The 16,143-nt window shown below is 68.2% G+C and carries 14 protein-coding genes; 8 read left to right on the top strand and 6 right to left on the bottom strand.

Annotation, left to right across the window (positions count from 1 at the left end):
* Nucleotides 1-18: 18 nt before the first annotated feature.
* The 5 genes from GEMRO_RS0105365 to GEMRO_RS0105345 all read right to left on the bottom strand — a co-directional run bounded on the left by GEMRO_RS0105365 (nt 19) and on the right by GEMRO_RS0105345 (nt 5,918).
* Nucleotides 19-1,344, bottom strand: coding sequence for a hypothetical protein (locus tag GEMRO_RS0105365; protein ID WP_157505461.1), 1,326 nt, complete (start codon nt 1,342-1,344; stop codon nt 19-21).
* Between the two features lie 281 nt (nt 1,345-1,625).
* Entirely contained in the window at nt 1,626-2,393 is a 768-nt protein-coding gene (locus GEMRO_RS0105360; protein ID WP_027133178.1) for an SDR family oxidoreductase, read from the bottom strand.
* Nucleotides 2,393-3,346, bottom strand: coding sequence for an L-arabinose ABC transporter permease AraH (gene araH / locus GEMRO_RS0105355; protein ID WP_027133177.1), 954 nt, complete (start codon nt 3,344-3,346; stop codon nt 2,393-2,395). Before araH ends, GEMRO_RS0105360 begins: the two co-directional genes overlap by 1 nt.
* A complete protein-coding gene (gene araG, locus GEMRO_RS0105350; RefSeq protein ID WP_027133176.1) occupies nt 3,346-4,863 on the bottom strand; it encodes an L-arabinose ABC transporter ATP-binding protein AraG in 1,518 nt (505 codons plus the stop codon). The genes araH and araG overlap by 1 nt, the downstream gene beginning before the upstream one ends.
* Nucleotides 4,864-4,931: 68 nt before the next feature.
* The gene (locus tag GEMRO_RS0105345; protein ID WP_027133175.1) at nt 4,932-5,918 is read right to left on the bottom strand and encodes an arabinose ABC transporter substrate-binding protein; all 987 of its coding nucleotides are present in this window, start codon (nt 5,916-5,918) and stop codon (nt 4,932-4,934) included.
* Between the two features lie 270 nt (nt 5,919-6,188).
* On the opposite strand from GEMRO_RS0105345, the gene GEMRO_RS27785 reads away from it, so the two are divergent.
* The 7 genes from GEMRO_RS27785 (at nt 6,189) to GEMRO_RS0105305 (ending at nt 14,611) form a co-directional block, all read left to right on the top strand.
* Nucleotides 6,189-6,908 (top strand): FadR/GntR family transcriptional regulator, encoded by a 720-nt coding sequence (locus tag GEMRO_RS27785; RefSeq protein WP_205624906.1) that lies wholly within the window; start codon nt 6,189-6,191, stop codon nt 6,906-6,908.
* 491 nt (nt 6,909-7,399) lie between these two features.
* Nucleotides 7,400-7,978 carry a CopM family metallochaperone gene (copM, locus tag GEMRO_RS32375; protein WP_169728315.1) on the top strand — a complete coding sequence of 193 codons (579 nt, stop codon included), beginning with the start codon at nt 7,400-7,402 and terminating at the stop codon, nt 7,976-7,978.
* A gap of 191 nt (nt 7,979-8,169) precedes the next feature.
* Nucleotides 8,170-9,543, top strand: coding sequence for an alpha/beta hydrolase (locus GEMRO_RS27775; protein WP_157505460.1), 1,374 nt, complete (start codon nt 8,170-8,172; stop codon nt 9,541-9,543).
* Nucleotides 9,540-10,331 (top strand): MlaA family lipoprotein, encoded by a 792-nt coding sequence (locus GEMRO_RS0105320; RefSeq protein ID WP_035484789.1) that lies wholly within the window; start codon nt 9,540-9,542, stop codon nt 10,329-10,331. The genes GEMRO_RS27775 and GEMRO_RS0105320 overlap by 4 nt, the downstream gene beginning before the upstream one ends.
* A 179-nt stretch (nt 10,332-10,510) precedes the next feature.
* Nucleotides 10,511-12,580 (top strand): DUF3604 domain-containing protein, encoded by a 2,070-nt coding sequence (locus GEMRO_RS27770; protein WP_035486515.1) that lies wholly within the window; start codon nt 10,511-10,513, stop codon nt 12,578-12,580.
* Complete coding sequence (locus GEMRO_RS0105310) at nt 12,577-13,614, top strand: peptidyl-prolyl cis-trans isomerase (RefSeq protein ID WP_027133172.1); 1,038 nt, start codon at nt 12,577-12,579, stop codon at nt 13,612-13,614. Before GEMRO_RS27770 ends, GEMRO_RS0105310 begins: the two co-directional genes overlap by 4 nt.
* Nucleotides 13,607-14,611, top strand: coding sequence for a HupE/UreJ family protein (locus GEMRO_RS0105305; protein ID WP_027133171.1), 1,005 nt, complete (start codon nt 13,607-13,609; stop codon nt 14,609-14,611). Before GEMRO_RS0105310 ends, GEMRO_RS0105305 begins: the two co-directional genes overlap by 8 nt.
* A 45-nt stretch (nt 14,612-14,656) precedes the next feature.
* On the opposite strand, the gene GEMRO_RS0105300 is transcribed toward GEMRO_RS0105305, so the two are convergent.
* Complete coding sequence (locus tag GEMRO_RS0105300) at nt 14,657-15,436, bottom strand: alpha/beta fold hydrolase (protein ID WP_027133170.1); 780 nt, start codon at nt 15,434-15,436, stop codon at nt 14,657-14,659.
* 41 nt (nt 15,437-15,477) lie between these two features.
* On the opposite strand from GEMRO_RS0105300, the gene GEMRO_RS27765 reads away from it, so the two are divergent.
* Nucleotides 15,478-16,101: an HD domain-containing protein gene (locus GEMRO_RS27765; protein WP_035484787.1), complete on the top strand. Its 624-nt coding sequence runs from the start codon at nt 15,478-15,480 to the stop codon at nt 16,099-16,101.
* Nucleotides 16,102-16,143 lie beyond the last annotated feature (42 nt).

The raw sequence follows: 16,143 nt of genomic DNA, 5'->3' as shown, positions 1-16,143 counted from the left end.
GGGCGGGGGCGGACCAGATCACGCCTTGCAGGCGCTGGTGACCGCGACGCTGCTGTAGCGGCTGGAGAAGTTCTTGGCGAAGGCCCACCAGTCGCGGCTGCCGTCCCAGGCGTCCCAGCCGCCGCCCTTCTTGACCGAGCCCCAAATGGCGATCCCATCGCTCAAGGGGTAGATCGTGTTGAGCTGAAGCTCCCAGTAGTTCACCGGCATGTAAGTGGTGCCCAGGCCCAGCATGGTGTCGTGGTATTGCGGCCAGATGAACGGGATCACCGGCTTGCCGTACTTGCGGGCCTCGGCGATGTTGGCGTTGGCGAAGGTGACCCAGTCGGCACGGTTCTCGCTGACCGTGTAGAGCGAGGGGAACACCACGTCGACCTCGGCGGCCAAGCGGCGCATCTGCTCGTTCTGCGCCATCCAGCGCTCCCAGCGCTCCGGCTGCGAGGCCTTCTTGGTCGGCGCCAGGAAGTCGCGGATCGGCAGCAGCATGTAGAAGCCGAACTTCATCCTTGTGTTGCCGGCCGCGCGCACGCCCTGCTTCAGGGTCCGCACCACGGTGATCAGCTTGTCCATCTCCAGGATCGGGTCCCAGTGCTCGATGTCGATCACGACATACTGCTTGTTTTCCTTGAGCAGGGTGGGGACGATCTTGTTCTGCAGATGGGCGACGTCGGGCATTTCCTTGGAGTTTCCAGGGAACAGCTCGGTGTCGTAGAGGATCCGCATGTACTCGCTCATGCCGCAATAGGCGAAGGACGAGGGCATGCCGGTATAGCGGAAGCCGCGGAAGATCTTGAAGGCGGCCTTCTTCTCCGGAGGCGGCGCCGTCACCGCATCCTCAGGAAACTTCGCCGCTACCGCCTTGGCATAGGCGTCGACATAGGCGTCGGTGACGTTGTTGCGGTCGCGGTAGTACTCGTACTCGGCCTGCTTGGCCGCGCTGTACTTGCCCTGCTCCTTGAGGACCGTGAGCTGGTAGCGCCAGCCGGACTTCAGGATCTCGGTGTTGCCGAGGATCGGGTCGATGCTGGGGTCGCTGGGCAGGGGGCTCGGCGTGGGGCCGGAGGCCGGCGCGGTGCCGTACTGGGCAGCGACGGCGGCGGCATAGGCGACCACCCACTCGTCGGTGAGGTTGTACTTCGTCAGATAGGAAAGATATTGCTCGGCCTTGTAAGTATTGGTCTGGCCGGCGGCGCGCATGATTACCAGATTGTAGCGCCAGCCGGACGGCTGGATCACCACGTTGCCCAGGTCTACGGCCGCGTGGGCGGGAGCCGGGGCGGCCGCGAGCAGGGCGCAGGCCAGCATTGCCGCGGCAGCAACTGCCGCGCCTCGAAGACGCACCATGAGCACCTCGATAACAGGTCGGGGAAGCCGTCGGCACCGGACAAGACGACGTGCGATCTCAGCAGAAGTTCATCGTCGCGATTACACGGCGACGACGGGGTTGTTTCTGCCCTGATGCAGGAGGAGTGCCGAACTAGATGCGGATATAATGCATAATCCGGAAACGACACGAGTCCATAGTGACTCATTTCCGGAAATTAATCTCCGGAGTCCCTCGTTTTCAGAAGGAGGGCGATGCTACCGGAAACCAGCGAGTAATGGTTGGGTTCCGTTCGACAGCTTCAGTCGTGATAAACTACCGAGCGGCCGCCATCCATGGTCAGCACCGAGCCGGTGCAGAAGCCGGCCTCGTCGCTGGCGAGGTAGACGGCAGCGAACGCCACCTCCTCGGGCCGGCCGATCCGCCGGACCGGGATCAGGCTTTCGACCCGGGCGCGGGCGGCGGCGGGATCCGCATGGGTCTCCAGCCAGTCGGTGACCTTCTCGGTCTCGATGTAGCCGGGCGCGATCGCGTTGATGCGGACCCCCTTGGGCGCATACTCGATCGCCAGCGAGCGGGTCAGGCCCAGCAGGCCATGCTTGGCGACCGGGTAGGGGAAGCAGCCCGGGATGATCGAGAAGGCATGGGTCGAGGCGATGTTCACGATCGAGCCGGCACCCCGGCCGAGCATGTCCGGCAGGACCGCCCGGGTCAGGTGCCAGGCACCCTCCAGGTTCACCGCCATGCAGCGACGCCATTCCTCGTCCGTGGTATGCAACGGGTCGGCAAACACGTTGATGCCGGCATTGTTGACCAGCACGTCGATGCGGCCGAACCGGGCCAGGACCGCCTGGACGGCCTCCTCCACCGCCGTCTTCTCCGCAATGTCGCAGACAGCCGTCAGGGACGTGCCTTCCAGCCCGGCGGCGAGCGCCTCCAGGGCTTGCAGGTCCAGGTCGAGCAGCGCCAGCTGCGCGCCTTCGGCCGTGAACTTCCGGGCAATCGCAGCGCCGATTCCGCGCGCCGCGCCGGTGACGAGCGCCACCTTGCCCTGCAGCCGCCCCGGCATCAGGCGCGCCTGCCGAGCGCGCGGGAGCGCAGATTGTCGAGCAGCACCGCGATCAGCAGGATCACCCCGCGCACGACATACTGGTAGAAAGCCTGGATGTTCAGCAGGTTCATGACGTTCTCGGCGATGCCCATGATCAGCACGCCCACGATCACCCCGCTCATCGCCGCCCGGCCGCCGGCCAGCGACACACCGCCCAGCACGCAGGCGGAGATCACCGACAGTTCCAGCCCGGTGGCGGCGTTGGGCTGGCCGCTGGTGATGCGCGACGCCAGCAGGATGCCGGCGATGGCGCAGACCAGCCCCTGGAGGGCGAAGATCCAGATCCGCATGGCGTCGACATTGACGCCGGCCAGCCGCGAGGCTTCCGGATTGCCGCCGATCGCCAGCACGTTGCGGCCGAACACGGTGCGGTTGAGGACGAAGCCGAACACCAGGAACAGGGCGCCCATGGCCCAGACCGGGGTGGGGATGCCGAAGAAGCGGCTGAGCGCCAGGTCGTAGAACCCGGCATCGTTGATGCCGACCGCCCGGCCGTCCGAGGAGATCAGCGCCAGGCCGCGCACGATCTGCATGGTCGCCAGCGTCGTGATCAGCGCGTTGATCCGCAGCTTGGCGATCACCACGCCGTTGAACGCGCCGACCAGGCTGCCGCAGGCCAGGGCCGTCAGCAGGCCCAGAAGGATCGAGCCGGTGGCGTTGGACGCCATCACCGCGATCATGCCGGTGAACGCCACGATCGAGCCGACCGAGAGGTCGAAGTCGCGCGAGGCCAGGCACAGCATCATGGTGCAGGCGACGATCCCGATGGTGACCACCGACTGGAGCAGGCCCAGGATGTTCCGCTCGGTCAGGAAGTTCGGCACCGTGGCCGACACGATCGCGAACGCGATCACGAAGATCACCAGGAGCCCCTGTTCGCCCAGGAGGATCCGCTTCAACGAGGTGCTCATCAGGACGCCCGTGTGGCAAGGCTTGGGGACTGGTCGGGCAGGGCCGCGGCCAGGATGTCTTGGTCGCTGAAATCGGCGCGGGCGAACTCGGCGGCGATCCGCCCCTCGCACATCACCGCGACCCGGTCGGAGATGCCCATGACCTCGGGCAGCTCGCTGGAAACCACCACGATCGCCACGCCCTGTTCGGCCAGGCCGTAGAGGACGTCGTAGATCTCGGACTTGGCACCGACATCGATGCCGCGGGTCGGCTCGTCCACGATCAGGACCTTCACCCCGGTCTCGGACAGCCAGCGGGCCAGGATCACCTTCTGCTGGTTGCCGCCGGACAGGTTGACGATGTCCTGCCGGTGCGACGGCGTGCGCACCCGCAGGCGCTCGATGAAGGCGTTGGCGACCGTGGTTTCCTGCCTGGGCCGGAGCAGGCCGAAGCGCGAATAGTGGCGGCGCGAGGAGATCGTGATGTTCTCGGCCACCGAGCGGCCCTGCACGATCCCGTCGAACTTGCGGTCTTCCGGGCAAAGCACGATCCCGTCGCGGATCGACTGGCGGGGCTCGCCCGGCGTCATCGGCCGGCCATCGACCGCGACCGTGCCGCCATGGGGATGGTCGGCGCCATAGACCAGCCGCATCAGCTCGCTGCGCCCGGCACCGACTAGGCCGAAAAAGCCCAGGATCTCGCCGGCCCGGACCGAGAAGCTGGCGGGGATTGGCAGGCGCGAGCCGGATAGGCCTTCCACCTCGAGGCGCACCCCGCCCAGTTCGCGCGGGCGCCAGCCCCAGATGTCGCTGATCTCGCGGCCGACCATCTCGTTGACCAGCTGGTGGCGACTCAGCTCGTCCATCCGGGTGTGGTGGGCGGCGAGCCTGCCGTCGCGCAGCACGGTGCAGCCGTCGCAGAGCCGGAAGATCTCGTCCAGGCGGTGCGAGATGTAGAGGATCACCTTGCCGTCCAAGCGCAGCCGCTCGATCAGCCGGAACAGCACCTCGCTCTCGCGCGAGGAGAGCGAGGAGGTCGGCTCGTCCAGGGCGATCACCCGGGCATCCAGCATGACCGCCTTGGCGATCTCGATCATCTGCCGCTCGCCGATCGACAGGTCGGCGACCTTGGTGCGCGGATCGACGTCGATACCGATCTCGCGCAGCTTTGCCCCCACCTCGGCGAACAGGTCGCGGAAGCGGACCACGCCGCCGGATGCCGGAAAGCGGCCCAGGCGCAGGTTCTCCGCGACCGTCAGGCCGGGCACCAGCTGGAGTTCCTGGTGCACCACGACCACGCCTGCCGCGAACGCGTCGCGGGTCGAGCCGTAGCGCTGCACCGCGCCCTCGATCCGGATCTCGCCCTCGTCGGCGGTGACGTCGCCGCTCAGGATCTTGATCAGGGTCGACTTGCCGGCGCCGTTCTCCCCGAGCAGGCCGTGCACGCGGCCCTTGCCGACCGAGAACGACACCCCCGACAGCGCCCGCACGCCCGGGTAGCTCTTCGACAGATCACTGAACTCGAGGAACTCGGCCATGGCGGCGGGCAGCTTTCGAAAGTGCGGATGGCGACGCCGGAGAGGCGCCGCCACGTCGACCGGTGCGGTTACTCGCTGATGCCCAGGTCCTGGCGGACCTGCTGGTAGTCGTCACGCAGGGCCAGCTGACCCGAGGTCAGGATCAGCCCTTCCGGCTCGGTGCCGTCGACGATCCACTCGTACATGTTCACGGCGGTCTCGTAGCCATGGCGCTTGGGCGAGATGATCACCGTGCCGTAGAAGCCGGTGGGCTCCGCCTTCTTGAACTCGTTGATCGCCGAATCCGCGCCGCCGATGCCGACGCCGATCACGTTCTCCGACGGGATGCCGACGCTCTCGGTGGCGCGCACCGCACCCAGCACCGCCTCGTCGTTCAGGCCGAAGGCGACCCACTTCTTCAGGCCGGCCTCCCGGTTGAGCACGGTGGTGGCGGCGTTCAGCGCGGCCTCGGTGTCAGTCTTGGCCTGCGGCGCGTCGAAGATCTGGTCCTTGGGGAAGCCGTTGGCCTCCAGCACCGAGATGGCGCCCTCGACCCGGTCCACCGCCGTCGGCAGCTGGTCGTAGGACAGGCGCAGCGCACCGACCTCGGCCATCTCCCAGCCGCGGTTCTTGATCTCGTCGACGATCGCCTGGCCGACCGCCTCGCCGATCTTGGTGGCGGAGATGCCCATGTGGGGCACGCTCTCGATCGGGTTGCCCTCGTTGTCGACCAGCCGGTCGTCGACGGTCATCAGCTTGAGGTCATTGGCGGCGGCCTTGGCGACGATGCCGGGGCCGAGCTTCACGTCGGGCGTGCAGATGATGAAGCCCTGGGCGCCTTGGGCGCCCAGATTGTCGATGGCCGACTGGACCTGCTCGCCGTCCTGGGCGCCGATCTGGACCAGCTCGAAGCCCTTCTCCTGGGCGGCCATCTCCGCGAACTTCCACTCGTCCTGGAACCAGGGCTCCTCGGGCTGCTTGACCACGAAGCCGATCTTGACGTCCTCGGCATAGGCCAGGCCCGTGCTCATCAGCGCCAGCGCGCCGGCCAACAGAGCGTTCTTCCAGATACGCATGCTTCACCTCCCTGCTCGCCGACGATCCCGCAGCAAGGAACTCGTCAGCATCGCCGCATGGGATAAGTTGATTGATCATACCAGTCAACGAAGCTTGTATGATCTTTCCGCGACTGCTGGTAGCATCCGTCCCGGCGCCCGGCGGGAGGCATCGAGCTCCCTGGGGGCGCGCCAGGGGAGGCATTCATCGAGATGGCATCCGCGAGCGGGCCGACGCCGCGGCCGACCGGTGGCGGGAACGGGACGCCGGCCCGGCGCCCGAAACCGCGCGTGCAAAAGCAGATCGTGGCAGCGCTCGCCCGGGAGATCGCGTCCGGCCGCTTCGCGCCGCTGAGCACCCTGCCGCGGGAGAGCGATCTGTGCGGCGAGTTCGGGGTCAGCCGGACGGTGATCCGCGAGGCGCTGAAGGTCCTGGAGTCCAAGGGCCTGGTGCGCGGGCGGCCGCGGGTCGGCACCTTCGTGCGCGACCGCAGCGAATGGCACATCCTGGACCCGGACCTGGTCGGCTGGATCGGGGCGGACGTGGTCGATTTCGAGTTCCTGGAATCGCTGCTGGAGGCGCGCAAGGCGATCGAGCCAGTGGTGGCGGAGCTGGCGGCGGAACGCTCGACCGCCCAGGACGTCGCCGACCTCGACCTGCACTGGCAGCGGATGGTGGCGGCACTGCCCGACGACCTGCCGGCGTTCGCCGAGGCCGATGTCGCCTTCCACACGACCCTGTTCCGGGCAAGCCGGAACCCGGTGTTCACCCAGCTCTCCGGGGTGATCCACTGGGCAATGAAGAAGCTGTTCGAGACGGAGAGCGCCGCCGCAACCTCGCACGAGGAGGCGCTCAGCCTGCACCATGCGGTGATCGAGGCGCTGCGGCTGCGCGACAAGAAGGCGGCGCGCCGGGCGATCGACGGGGTCCTGGCAGGTGCGGAGCGCGACCTGCGCGCGGCGCGCCAGCAGGCCCGCATAGCCAAGGCCGGGCTTGATCCGCGCGGCTGACCACTCATCTCCATACTGGGCTTGTCTCCATGGTGGAGGCGGGTCCTTCGGATCGGCAGGCCGTGATCACCCGCTGGAAAAGCCTTCGCCCAAGGGGTGGCGCCGCGAGATCGGCATGCCGGTTGCTGTCGCTTGTCGCGATCCTCGTGTCGATCCTGCTGGGCATGGCCGGAACCGGACACGCCCAGGCCGGTGATCCTTCGGAGGCGATGGTGGCAGCCATGGCGGCGCCAGGCGGCGACGGCACCTGCCCCGGTGAAGCTTCCCAGCTGGCCTGCGAGCCCTGCGGCATGATGGCGAACGGCCATGCCTGCTGCATCCTGCCGGTGGCGGCCACGATCCCTGCGCCGCTGCCGCGGCCAGCCTGGTCGCCAGCCGCACCGCCCAGGTTGGTCGGGATCATACTGGCCCTTCCGCCTCGCCCGCCGCCCTGTCCGCTCCTCTGACCGGCCTTTCAGGCCTTGATGATGAACAGACAAGGGAGAGAGATCATGCGTTCCAGGACGATCATGCTGGCCGCGCTGCTTGCGGCGGGCATCGGCACCGCGACGGCGCAGGACGCGGGCCATGGCGGCCATGCCGGCGCAACCTCGCCGGAAAGCAGCTCGATGCCCAGGCAGGGCGGCGGCATGATGGGCGATGGCCCGATGATGCAGGGAAAGATGCCTCACGGCATGGACGGCGGGCCGTCCATGGGGGCGATGCACCGTTGCATGGAGATGATGGCAAAGGGCGAGCATTCGGACATGCCGATGATGCCCGGGATGATGGGCGGGTCCGACAGCGGGCATGGCGAGGCGGCGGCGGGTCCGCTCGACCCGGTCGAAGGTGCGTTCGACGCGATCAACCGGCGGATGCACCGCGACATGACGGTTGCGGCGGGGCTGAGCCCGGACGAGGCATTCGCTACCTCGATGATCGCGCATCATGAGGCAGCGGTCGACATGGCGCGGGTGGTGCTAGCGTTCGGCGAGGACCCGGAGATCCGCAAGCTCGCCGAGACGGTGATCGCCACGCAGGAGGCGGAGGTCGCCTTCATGGAGAAGTGGCTGGAGCAACAGGGCCGCTAGGCGTCCGGCACCTGGCCTGGAGCCCGCATGTCCCGGCCGGAAGGACGGGGCATGCGGCCGTTGCGCCCGGAGGCGCGGCGGGCCGCGCAATTGTAAGAGCGCGAGCCATGCCGGCCGATTGGCGGGAACCGCTTGCCGCTGCTCGCTGGAAATGCATCTTTCGCGCCTGTCCGCCCGCACCGCCGGGAGCCATGCACGTCCCCGCGCAGGTGCCGATGAACGCCCGTCCCTATCCGCCTGCACCGAGATTGGTGCCTGGCCTCGGCATCCTGCCGCTGGTGCTGTCGCTGCTGCTGTCCGCCTGCACCACCAGCGCGGTCACGCCCTTGCCGGCGACCGCCCCGCCGCCGGTCTACGACTACCCCTTCGCCAACCCCTGGGTGGCGACGGTGGTGGGTACGCCCGCCGACCAGAAGATCGTGTTTCCCGACGAACCGAGGCCGGTGCGCCGCCAGCTGGCGGTGTTTCCGGGCCGGGCGATCCCGGAGGGCTTCTGGTACTATGAGGCCCTGAACTATTCGGTGCTGCTGCAGCCGGGACCGGCGCCACTGGTGTTCGTGATCGCCGGCACCGGCGCCAGCGACCGCTCCAGGCTGACCACGGCGCTGGGCCACATCCTCCATGCCCAGGGCATGCACGTCGTCCTGCTGCCATCGCCCACCCACGCGAACTTCATCGTGACCGCCAGCGAGAACTTCCTGCCCGGACTGGGCCAGCAGGACGCCACCGACCTGCTGCGGGTCATGCACGGGGTGAAGGACCAGCTCGCCGACACCATCGCGATCACCGGCTACGGCATCACCGGCTACAGCCTGGGAGCCTGGCACGCGGCGTTCACCGCCGAGATGGATTCGCGCCAGCCGGACGGGTTCGGCTTCGACCGGGTGCTGCTCGTCAACCCGCCGGTGAGCCTGTACCGCTCGATCGGGGAGATCGACGCGATGCTGCTGAAGGCGCTGCCCGACGGCGCCGACAGCATCCGCGCCTTCCTGGACAAGGCGATCAGCCGTCTCACCCAGGCCTACACCAGCACCGACGCGCTGGACTTCACCAGCCAGGACCTCGCCCTCGAGACCTACCGCGCGCTGAAACCGTCGGATGCCAGCCTCGCCACCGCGATCGGCCTGTCGTTCCGCCTCTCGACGATGAACATGATCTTCACCTCGGACGTGATGAGCCATGCCGGCTACATCTTCCCGGCCGACCGCACGTTCGAGTCAGACACGGAGACGGAGCTCTATGTGGGGGTCGCGCTGCGCACGAGCTTTCTCGACTATTTCGGGGACATCTTCTCCGAATACTACATGGCCCGGACGGATGAGTGGCCGGACCGGGAGGCGCTGATCGCCCAGAGCAGCCTGGAGAGCATCGGCGGCTGGCTGTCCGCCAACCCCGATGCGGCCGTGGTCACCAACGCCGACGACGTGATCCTGGCGGAGGGCGACCTGGAAAAGCTGGAGCAGCTCTTCCAGGGCCGGGCCACCGTCTTTCCCACCGGCGGGCACATGGGCAACATGCAGCACCGCGCCTTCGCGGCTGCGGTCGCGCGGTTCTTTGCCCGATGACGGCGGGCACCTCCCTGACCAGCTGCCCGCCCCTGCGCTGCGCCGTTTTGCTGGCGCTTGCGCTGCTGGGCGGATGCAGCAGCGCGCCTGCCGACAGCGGGTTCACGCCGCCGCGCCGGCAGATCGCCGAATTGACCGGTCCCGACGTGCCAAAGCAGGTCGAGGACCCGATCCTGGTCTACGACCCGTTCGAGCAGGCCAACCGCGCGATCTACAAGTTCAACGCGCAGTTCGATCAGTACGTCTACCTGCCGGTCGTGGATGCCTACCGGTTCGTGACGCCGGCGCCGGTGCGTACCGGCATCGGCAACTTCTTCCGCAATCTGAGCGAGGTGAAGACCTTCGCCAACTCGATCCTGCAGGCCAAGGTCGACAAGGCGGCGCCGACCTTCTTCCGGTTCGTGCTGAACTCGACGGTCGGCGTGTTCGGCCTGTTCGACCCGGCCAGCGGGCTCGGCCTGAAGCGCCAGCAGGAGGATTTCGGCCAGACCCTCGGTGCATGGGGGGCAGGCGACGGCCCCTACGTGGTGCTGCCGTTCCTGGGGCCCTCCAACCTGCGCGATTCGATCGGGACAGGGATCGACTTCGCCTTCGAGTACGCGCTGCTCAGCACGCTGCCGAGCGAGATCAGGGACAACCCGCTCTACTATGCGACGTGGTATGGCCTGTGGCCGATCAATGCCCGCTACCAGCAGGATTTCCGATATTATTCGACCGGTTCTCCGTTCGAATACGACCTGGTCCGTTTCGTGGTGACCCAGAAACGGCGGGCGGAGATCGCGAAATGATCGCCTGGCCGGTGGCAGGAGCCGGCGGGGCCACTATCCGGTAGAGAAAGGCGCGGGAAACAGGATCAAAAATTTACGTTGACCTGGCGGGCAATGGTGACATTCAATTTGCCGGATTTCGGCAAGCAATCTGTAAGTAGAAACGGATGCGGTGCTGGTCGATACAGGGAATGTCCGCCATGGGAACGACGTCTGTCGGCAACCGCGTCCATGTGGCAGCGGCCCTGCTGCTCTGCCTGGCCGTGCCGGGCATGGCTCAGGCCAGCCACAAGCCGCCACCTTTTGAGCGGACCGAGCAGCGCGAAGCCTGCCGCTCCTACCAGCCGCTCCGCCAGCCCCTGTTCGGCGAGACCCATCTCCACACCAGCTTTTCCTTCGACGCCTATGTGTTCTCGGTTCGCAACGACCCGTATGCCGCCTACGCGTTTGCCAAGGGCGCGCCGGTCCGGCTGCCGGCGGCCTCGGCGATGGGCGGCAAGCCGCAGACCCGCACCGCCCAGTTGAGCCGGCCGCTCGATTTCGCCGCCGTGACCGACCATTCGGAACTGTTCGGCGAAATGCAGGTCTGCACCCGCTCTCCTGCGGGGACGCCCGGCCGGAGCGGGTTCGAGTGCCGGCAGATGCGCACAGGCGAGGTCGTGCCCGGCAAGGAGAACCCCGATGCCGTCGTGGTGGCATGGGGCGCCAACCCGGTCCTGCGGCCGAATGGCAGCGGGCCGCTCCAGCCGCTCTGCTCCCGCCCGGGTGTCGATTGCGAGGAATCGGCGGTCTCGGTCTGGCAGACGATCCAGGATGCCGCAGAGGAACATTACGATCGCAGCGCCGACTGCACGTTCACCACCTTCGTCGCCTACGAGTACACGGCGCAGCCGCAATACGCGAACATGCACCGCAACGTGATCTTCCGGAACGAGAAGGTCATCGCCTCGCCGATCAGCAACGTCACCACCGGTGGTCCGTACCCGAATGTGCTTTGGGAGAAGCTTCGGCAGAACTGCCTGGAAGGGATGCCCGGCTGCGACGTGCTGACGATCCCGCACAACGCCAATGTCTCCGGCGGGATGATGTTCCCCGATCCTGCCGACACCAAGGAGGCGAAGGAGCGCGCCTTCTTCGAGCCGCTCACCGAGATCATCCAGCACAAGGGCGCCTCGGAATGCCGCTGGGACCGCCTTGCCGGCGCCGGGGTGCAGACCACCGACGAACTCTGCACCTTCGAGCAATTGCTGAACGACACGCTCAACACCAGCGCGCCGGCGGTGCCGATCGACGAGTTCCCCACCCGCAACTTCGTGCGCAACGTCCTCAAGGACGGGCTGGCGCTGGCGCCCAGCTACGAGGGGACCAACCCGTTCAAGTACGGCCTGATCGGCAGCACCGACAGCCATAACGGCGACCCGGGCAACACGGTCGAGACGACCTTCCAGGGCCATGGCGGCACCGAGGACGCGCCGGTAGCGCCGTTGATCGACCATGTCCGCACTGGCCCCGGCGGCCTGGCGGTGGTCTGGGCGGAAGAAAACTCACGCGATTCCATTTTCGCCGCGATGCGCCGCAAGGAGGCGTACGGCACCAGCGGCACCCGCCCGGTGGTCCGCTTCTTCGGCGGCTGGGACTATGAGGTGGAAGGCCGCCGGCTGTGCCGGCAGCGCGACCAGGTGAAGGTCGCCTATGCCAAGGGCGTGCCGATGGGCAGCGACCTGCCGCCGCGCACCCGGTCGAAGAACCCGCGTTTCCTGGTGTCGGCGATGCGCGATCCGGAAAGCGCATCCCTGCAGCGCATCCAGATCATCAAGGGCTGGGTGGATGCCGAGGGGGAGACCCACGAGAAGGTGGTGGGCGTCGCCGGGAGCCTGACCAGCCGTCCGTCCGGGGTGGATACCCGGACCTGCAAGCCGTTGCCGGGCGGATTCAACGGCCTGTGCACCATCTGGGAGGACAAGAGCTTCGATCCCAAGCAGCCGGCCTTCTACTATGCCCGGGTCCTGGAGAACCCGACCTGCCGCTGGAGCACGATGCAGTGCAAGGCGGCAGGCGTCGATCCGTTCTCCAGCGCCGGAACCTGCCAGCGCCAGGCCAAGGCCGCCAACGCCAAGGCCGTCGCCAAGGGCGAGATCGAATCCGGCGACACGCCGTTCGACAATTGCTGCCTGACCGAGGGCAACGACCCGTTCATCGAGCGGACCATCCAGGAGCGGGCCTGGACCTCGCCGATCTGGTACACGCCGGCTGCGGCCACCTCCCGATGAGATCGGTCCGGTCCGGCCTTGCGCGGCTGCTCCGGGCGCCGCCGCTGCATTTCATGGTCATCGGCGGCCTGTTGTACCTGGCGCATGCGTCCTGGCCGACGGCGCCGGTGGACCAGGATGTCCAGGCGGCGGCCGAGCCGCTGGTGTTCACGGCACGTCAGGTGGAGCAGCTCCGCGCCGACCTGACGGTGCAGAACGGCTTCCCGCCGAGCCGGGAGAACCTGCGGGCCGCCGTGGAGGAGGCCATCGACGATGAGGTCCTCTACCGGCAGGCACTGGCGATCGGACTGGATCGCGGCAATGCCAGCGTCCGCCAGCGGCTGGTGCAGATCGCCGGCTTCGTGAGCGAGGATCCGGACCAGGACGAGGAGGCGCTCTACCAGAGCGCGCTGCGGCTGGGGCTTGACCGCAGCGACCTGGTCGTGCGCCGCCTGCTCGCGTCATCCATGCGGCTGGTGGCCGAGAACGTCCCGCTGGCCGACGAGGCGCCGCCCGGCGAGGACGAGCTGCGCGCTTATCTGGACCAGCACGCCGAGGCGTTCGCCACACCCTGGCGGGTACGCTTCAACCATCTCTTCCTGAGCGGGGACGAGCGGGGCGATGTGGTGGGAGAGGACGCGCGCCAAGTCCTGGCCGAGCTGCGGGCGGGCGGCCTGACGCCGGAGCAGGCATCGACGATCGGCGATCCGTTCCTGCTGGGCGACCGCTTCTACGGGAAGACCGGCGACGAGCTGCGGCAGATGTTCGGCGCGCCCTTCGCCGACGCCTTGGCGGCGCTGGAGGCCGGGCAGTGGTCGGAGCCGGTGCCGTCGCCCTATGGCTGGCACCTGGTCTGGGTGGAGGAGGTCCGGCCGGCCAGACTGCCGCCTTTGGCCGAGATCCGCGAGGAGGTGCTGGCGGCCGCCCTGGCGCAGCGCCGCGAGCGCCGCGTCGAGGAGACGATGAAGGAGATGCGCGCCCGCTACGCCATCCGGGTCGAGGCGCCCTGGGTCAGCCAGGATGCCGGCCCGACCGGGGAGGAGGGACGTGGCTGATCTTGGCCGGCTCGCCCTGGTGCTGCTTGCCTGGCTCGTGCTGGCCTGGTCCGGGCCCGCCGGCGCCCATCCGATGGGTCCCTCCCTGCTGGAGATCGTCGAGCTGTCGCCGGGACAGGCCGAGATGCGCTGGAAGACCCCGCTCACCAGGGTGCCGGGCGAGGAACTGCGTCCGGTGCTGCCCGGGCATTGCGCGGTCGCCCAGGATTTCGGGCTGCAGGTGGATGGCGGCGCCATCCTCCAGCGCGCCGAGATCGCCTGCCGCGAGCCTCTGGAAGGCAGCCTGGTGGAGGTCACCGGGATCGGGGCCAGCAAGGCCAGCGTGGTGCTGAGGGTCGCCCTGGCCGATGGGCAGGTCCTCGGCACCGTCCTGACCCCCGACCGGCCGGCCTATGTCGTGCCGGCGCAGGCGACGGCGCTCGCCGTGGCGGCGAGCTACCTGCTGTTCGGCTTCGACCATATCCTGGGCGGGCTCGACCATCTGCTGTTCGTGCTGGGCCTGATGCTGATGGCCCGAAGCGGACGCCAGCTCGTCGCGACGGTCACCGCCTTCACGCTCGGCCACTCGGTGACCCTGTCGCTGGCGGTGCTGGGGGTGATCGGGTTCCAGCCAGCACCGATCGAGGCCCTGATCGCCCTCAGCATCGTCTTCCTGGCCGTCGAGCTCAGCCGTGACCGGAGCCAGCCGGCCACCCTGATGCACCGGTTCCCCTGGGCCCTGGCCTTCCTGTTCGGCCTGCTGCACGGGCTGGGATTCGCCGGCGCGCTGGCGGAGATCGGCCTTCCGCCGGAGGAGGTCCCGCTGGCGCTGTTCGCGTTCAACCTGGGCATCGAGGCCGGGCAGCTCCTGTTCTGCGGGGTTCTCCTGGTGGCCTATCTGGGCGCCCGCAGGCTGCTGCGCTTCGCCGATCCGGCCTGGGGCAGGACCGCTGCCGCCTATGGGATCGGCTCGATGGCGATGTTCTGGCTCATCCAGCGGGTGACGGCGATCTGGTAGAAGGCGACCGGGCAAGGCCGCCTTTCCAGGACGTTCCGGCCGTGCTCACCCGTCCAGGAACGCGCCAAGCGCCGTCAGGAAGGGAACGGGCGCCTCCACATGCGGCCAGTGGCCGGCCTGCGGGATCGGCTCGATCCGGACTGCGGGGAACAGGCGGCGCAGCGCTTCCTCGCCGGCTCCGGTGACGTAGGGCGAGAGCGCGCCGCGCAGGGCCAGGGTCGGGCCTTGGAAGGGCGACACGTCCGCCGGGTCCTCCCAGCCAACCAGGTTCGGCAGCGATTCGGTCAACAGGTCGAGATCGACCCGCCAGCGGAACCCGCCGGCGCCGTCGCTTTCCAGGTTCTGCAGGAGGAAGCCGCGCATCGCGACATCCTCCACGTCCCTGGCCATGGCGGTGTCGGCATCGCCGCGCCGGCGCAGGCTGCCGAGGTCGAGGGCGCGCATCGCGTCGAAGAAATCGGCGAACGAGCGGTGGCTGTAAGCGACCGGGGCGATGTCCACCACGACCAGCCGGGCCACCAGGTCGGGGCGGCGCAGGGCCAGGTTCATCGCCGCCTTGCCGCCCATGCTGTGCCCGAGCAGGTCGACCGGGCCTGCGTCCAGGCGGCCAATCAGCTCGGCGACGTCGTCGGCCATGGCCGGATAGGTCATCGGCCGGCCCCAGGGGCTCTGGCCGTGATTGCGCATGTCGGCCATCACCACCCGGCGGCCGGATGCGTTCAGCTTGCGCGCCGGCCCCAGCCAGTTGCGGCCGCTGCCGAGCAGGCCATGCAGGACGACCAGCGGGCGGCCTTCGCCCGGCAGGTCATTGATCGCGAGTTCCATCTGCACCTATGCCGTGGGCCAAAGTTGCAAGGAGAGAGCGGATGCGGACGGAAGGTAGCGCGGTCGATCGGGACCGTCTCGCGGCGATCACCGAATTCCTGCTGTTCGCCGACCGGCTGAAGACGGTCGAGCGCAAGGGTATGGTGCCGGGGGTGAACCGACGCGAGACGGTGGCCGAGCATTGCTGGCACATGGCGCTCGCCGCCCTGCTGCTGGAGCGGGAGATCGGCTTCACCGTGGATCTCGGACGGACGCTTTCTCTGATCCTGGTCCACGACGTGGTCGAGATCGAGGCCGGCGACACCTATGCCTACGACACCGCCGGCGTGGCGGAGCAGGCGGCGCGGGAAGAGGCGGCGGCGGCCAAGCTCTTCGGGATGCTGCCGGCGGACTTAAGCGAGGATCTCGACACCATGTGGCGGGAGTTCGAGGCCGGGATCACGCCGGAGGCGAAGCTGGCCAAGGCCTGCGACCGGCTGCAGGGGTTCATGCAGAACGTCGCCGCGAAGGGGGTGGTCTGGAAGGAGAACAAGATCGATCGGGCGAGGACCTCGATCCGCACCGACTATCCCCGGGCGGTCGACCCGGCGATCGCCGAGGTGATCGAGATCCTCTACGCCAAGGCCGACGATGGCGGGATGTGGCCGCCGTCTGCGGACGATTGAGGCGAAGCAATACATGGCTTCACCCGGAAATCATTCCGCCAG

The sequence above is a fragment of the Geminicoccus roseus DSM 18922 genome (genome assembly GCF_000427665.1).
GTDB lineage: Bacteria > Pseudomonadota > Alphaproteobacteria > Geminicoccales > Geminicoccaceae > Geminicoccus > Geminicoccus roseus.
Note: the sequence above shows the minus strand (reverse complement) of the source record. Positions and strands in the feature narration are given on the sequence as shown.

Coding starts and splice junctions, on each gene's coding strand:
- GEMRO_RS0105365 (WP_157505461.1), bottom strand. CDS start 1,344: ATGGTGCGTCTTCGAGGCGCGGCAGTTGCTGCCGCGGCAATGCTGGCC.
- GEMRO_RS0105360 (WP_027133178.1), bottom strand. CDS start 2,393: ATGCCGGGGCGGCTGCAGGGCAAGGTGGCGCTCGTCACCGGCGCGGCG.
- araH (WP_027133177.1), bottom strand. CDS start 3,346: ATGAGCACCTCGTTGAAGCGGATCCTCCTGGGCGAACAGGGGCTCCTG.
- araG (WP_027133176.1), bottom strand. CDS start 4,863: ATGGCCGAGTTCCTCGAGTTCAGTGATCTGTCGAAGAGCTACCCGGGC.
- GEMRO_RS0105345 (WP_027133175.1), bottom strand. CDS start 5,918: ATGCGTATCTGGAAGAACGCTCTGTTGGCCGGCGCGCTGGCGCTGATG.
- copM (WP_169728315.1), top strand. CDS start 7,400: ATGCGTTCCAGGACGATCATGCTGGCCGCGCTGCTTGCGGCGGGCATC.
- GEMRO_RS27775 (WP_157505460.1), top strand. CDS start 8,170: ATGCACGTCCCCGCGCAGGTGCCGATGAACGCCCGTCCCTATCCGCCT.
- GEMRO_RS0105320 (WP_035484789.1), top strand. CDS start 9,540: ATGACGGCGGGCACCTCCCTGACCAGCTGCCCGCCCCTGCGCTGCGCC.
- GEMRO_RS27770 (WP_035486515.1), top strand. CDS start 10,511: ATGGGAACGACGTCTGTCGGCAACCGCGTCCATGTGGCAGCGGCCCTG.
- GEMRO_RS0105310 (WP_027133172.1), top strand. CDS start 12,577: ATGAGATCGGTCCGGTCCGGCCTTGCGCGGCTGCTCCGGGCGCCGCCG.
- GEMRO_RS0105300 (WP_027133170.1), bottom strand. CDS start 15,436: ATGGAACTCGCGATCAATGACCTGCCGGGCGAAGGCCGCCCGCTGGTC.
- GEMRO_RS27765 (WP_035484787.1), top strand. CDS start 15,478: ATGCGGACGGAAGGTAGCGCGGTCGATCGGGACCGTCTCGCGGCGATC.